The 3,340-nt window shown below is 48.3% G+C and carries 3 protein-coding genes and 1 pseudogene; all 4 read right to left on the reverse strand.

The window, feature by feature from the left end; genetic code table 11:
• A pseudogene (locus FC652_RS20645) lies at positions 1 to 390 on the reverse strand (IS630 family transposase); the annotation flags it as partial.
• 77 nt (positions 391 to 467) lie between these two features.
• Positions 468 to 1,208 (reverse strand): IS21-like element ISVch3 family helper ATPase IstB, encoded by a 741-nt coding sequence (gene istB / locus FC652_RS19310; RefSeq protein ID WP_176299812.1) that lies wholly within the window; start codon positions 1,206 to 1,208, stop codon positions 468 to 470.
• A 10-nt stretch (positions 1,209 to 1,218) separates the two neighbouring features.
• Positions 1,219 to 2,742, reverse strand: coding sequence for an IS21 family transposase (gene istA, locus FC652_RS19315; RefSeq protein ID WP_176299813.1), 1,524 nt, complete (start codon positions 2,740 to 2,742; stop codon positions 1,219 to 1,221).
• 299 nt (positions 2,743 to 3,041) lie between these two features.
• A partial coding sequence (locus FC652_RS19320) for a transposase (RefSeq protein WP_369597889.1) occupies positions 3,042 to 3,340 on the reverse strand: 299 nt, incomplete at its 5' end.

Below are 3,340 nucleotides of genomic sequence, written 5' to 3' on the forward strand. Positions count from 1 at the left end.
ATCCGCAAAAGATTGATTGGCGAGATAGTGTTGTCTTAACCAACTCCACACTTGTTCTATCGGGTTTAGCTCTGGTGAATAGGGTGGGAGCTTGATGATACTGACATTATCAAATGGCTCAGCAATGTCATTTGTATGCCAACCCGCGCCATCCATAATGACCACTGCGTGACGACCTTTTTCGGTCACCACGGAGAGCTGCTTCAGATGCTCAACCATAAGGTTCTTGTGAACTCAAGGAACGACCATTGCATCACCAATACCTCTAGTGGGGCATACTGAGCCAAACAAATACGCATATTCAAACTGCTGCTGTTTGACCACTCTTGGTCTTGAGACACGCTCAACCCAAAGTCGAGTTGTCGTGTTTTGCTGGCCAAATCTTGCTTGCGTATTTCGGTGATTGCGATCGCTCGTTTCGGTTTATTCCGATCACTTGATCCTGCCGTTTTTCTCTCTTCCTATTTTTACGCTAAGTGATCGGATTGCGCCAGTTTTCTCATTGACTCACCACCCAGTTCTATTCGATGACTATTGTGTACCAGCCTATCCATAAGCGCGTCTGCGACGGTGGCGTTACCGATCATGTTGTACCACTCTTTTACAGGTAACTGACTGATGACGATTGTGCTGCTGTTTTGGTAACGGTCTTCCAGCACTTCTAACAAGTGACCCGCATGCTCTTGAGTCAGTTTTTCCAGTCCCCAGTCGTCGAGGATAAGCAGTGTTTTTTTAGCTAGAGATTGAAGTTGCTTTTGATAGCTACCATCCAGACGACCTGCGCTCAGGTCATCGAGCAAGCGAGTTAATCGGTAGTATCTGACGGTTTGCTGTTGGTCACAGGCGCTGGTTGCCAGAGCGCAGCCAAGATAGGTTTTGCCTGCGCCTGTTGGGCCTGTGATCAAGATGTTCTGGTGCTTGTGCAGATAGCTACCCGTTAGCAGTTCGCTCATCTGCTTGCGGTTGAGGTTTCGTCCCTCCTTGTAAATAAGTTGGCTCGGCTGAGCACCCACTCTCAGCTTGGCTTGTTGTTTTAAGCGTTGGATTTTGCTCTGATTACGATTCAAGATTTCACTTTCCAGAAGCAGGCTTAACCTTTCCTCGAAGTCCAGCTCTGCGTAGGTGGTCAGTTGCTCTTGTTGCTGCTCTAACGCTTTCGCCGCATGACTTAAGCGCAGGGTTTTGAGTTGGTCGTTCAGTGCGTTCATATCCTTTCTCCTAGTGATAACAGTTCGGGCCACGAACATTGCTGTGAACAAGGTTCGGTGTGCTTGAGGTGTCTTTGTTCAGTTGTCCCTCGCGATTGTTTTTCAGCAGATTATTGATGAAGGTGTAGTTCGGTTTTGTCAGCATCAGCGCATCTTTACAGGCCTGCTCTAAGCGCGACTCGCCATGGGTTTTACTCAGATTGAGCAGCCCAAGACAGGAACGATAGGCCTGCTCTGGATGAGGTTTGGTGTTCAGCATCTTATTGACGACCTCTCGTGTGGCAGGGCCGATATTGGCTCCCCAGTTGAGCAAGCGTCCAGGTGACCACTTTTGATGTTGATGATTACTTGGCATGTGCTCTGCGTTGGTGCTATTTCCACGTTCCCTTTGGCTGCGTGGATGTTGAGCGATCAAGTTACCTTGGTGGTAGATCTGCACCAGACGGTTGGAGGCTTCCAGCTCGACATGGTGACCAACCAGTTGATGAGGAACCGAGTAGTAGTGACGGCGATATTCGATGTGATAATCAGGCCCAACCTTGGCTCGTCTCGTTTCGGTATAGAGGTATCGCTGCTTAGGAAGCGGCTTTAATGCAGGTTTATCGAACAGTGCTTTGCGGCTCGCACCATACTGCTTCATCTCACGTTGGTTTAACTCATCCATCAGTGCTCGGATAGTGAGATTCAGTTCTTTGAAGGTATGGAAGGTTTGGTGGCGTAGCCGCATCATGATCCAGCGTTCGACGAGGAGCACAGCATTCTCCGCCTTGGCTTTGTCTTTCGGTTTGTAGGGGCGAGCTGGCATCACGGCGGTTTGATAGTGATTTGCTAGTTTTTGATAGCTGTCGTTCAGTCTTGGCTCATAACGATTCGCTTTGGTCACCGCGCTGCGTAGATTATCGGGAACCAAGAGATGAGGGACGCCGCCAAAGTGTTCGAAGGCATTGGCATGCGCTTCTAACCAATAGGACTTCCCTTGGCTGGGGAAGGCTTCCACATAGGTGTAGTTGGAGGCACCTAAGGTCGCTACGAACACTTCTGCTTCACGCACTTCGCCTGTATCAGGGTTCACCACCTGAAGCCGAGGGCCACAGTAATCGATAAACAGCTTATCACCCGCCACATGAAGCTGGCGCATGCTGCGCTTTTGGGTTTTGAACCAACGAGTGAAGTGCTCGCAGAACAGAGTGTAAGCGTAAGCTTGCTCTTGATATTGCTCATGATATTCCTGCCAGAGCAGCATCTTCGTCATGCCTTTGCGTCTGAGTTCGACAGCGTATTGCGTAAAGTCTGGCATCACCTTATAGCGACTGGCTTTCTTGCCGTGATACAACACCTGAGTGAGTTCAGTGTCACTGCAACCTTCGAGTAGAGGCCAGCCAGGTTGACTTTGTTTAAAGCTAGTAAGGAGTTCCGATATGGTGGACGGGCCGAGTTTCAGGCAAGAAGCGATGCTGCGATTTGAGAGACCGCAGTCGTACTTAAGGCGTAATACCTCTTTGATTTTGTTCATTGGAGTTCTCTTTTTGGCCATGGTCGCTTCCTTACGTTCTTGTTTAAGAAGTAAAGAATAGCGAGCTATTGATTTAAAAGAGAAAAAGGAAGGATTTCGGGCATTCCGATCGCGGTTTTCGCTATTCCGATCACCGATTTCGGAGTTAGGCTAAAAGTGCTCGGATAATCGCGGAATCAGTGATCGGTTTAAACCGAAATGGGTGATCGGATAATCCCGAAATGACTGATCGGAATGCTCCGAAATATGCACTTGCTTCATCTTGAAACCAGACATCGACGTTATCAAGCCCCATGTGACCGGGGATCTTAAGGATCGTTTCAATTTTGAATTTTTTTAAAATCGTCTTGGATTTGCTGGGATTGACGAGGGTGCTTGGAGCGTGAAGTTATCCAAGCAAAGCCCATATGGTTGAGCAAGTAGTAGATCGAATCTGGGTGGTAGTGTTTACCAAATTCATTAACGATATAAGCATGAATATCGTTATCAGTTAATCGACCGCCAGACGAATCCATCGCTCGAGCTCTTATATAGTGACTTAATTGTTCTCGCTGCTCCGCATTAAGAAATGCTGGGCGACCCGTTCTTGGTTTCTCTTGCAGTCCTTCAAGCCCTTCTT

Origin of the sequence: Vibrio sp. 05-20-BW147 (genome assembly GCF_013369385.1) — a bacterium.
In the GTDB taxonomy this organism is placed as follows: domain Bacteria; phylum Pseudomonadota; class Gammaproteobacteria; order Enterobacterales; family Vibrionaceae; genus Vibrio; species Vibrio floridensis.

Coding starts and splice junctions, on each gene's coding strand:
- istB (WP_176299812.1), bottom strand. CDS start 1,208: ATGAACGCACTGAACGACCAACTCAAAACCCTGCGCTTAAGTCATGCG.
- istA (WP_176299813.1), bottom strand. CDS start 2,742: ATGGCCAAAAAGAGAACTCCAATGAACAAAATCAAAGAGGTATTACGC.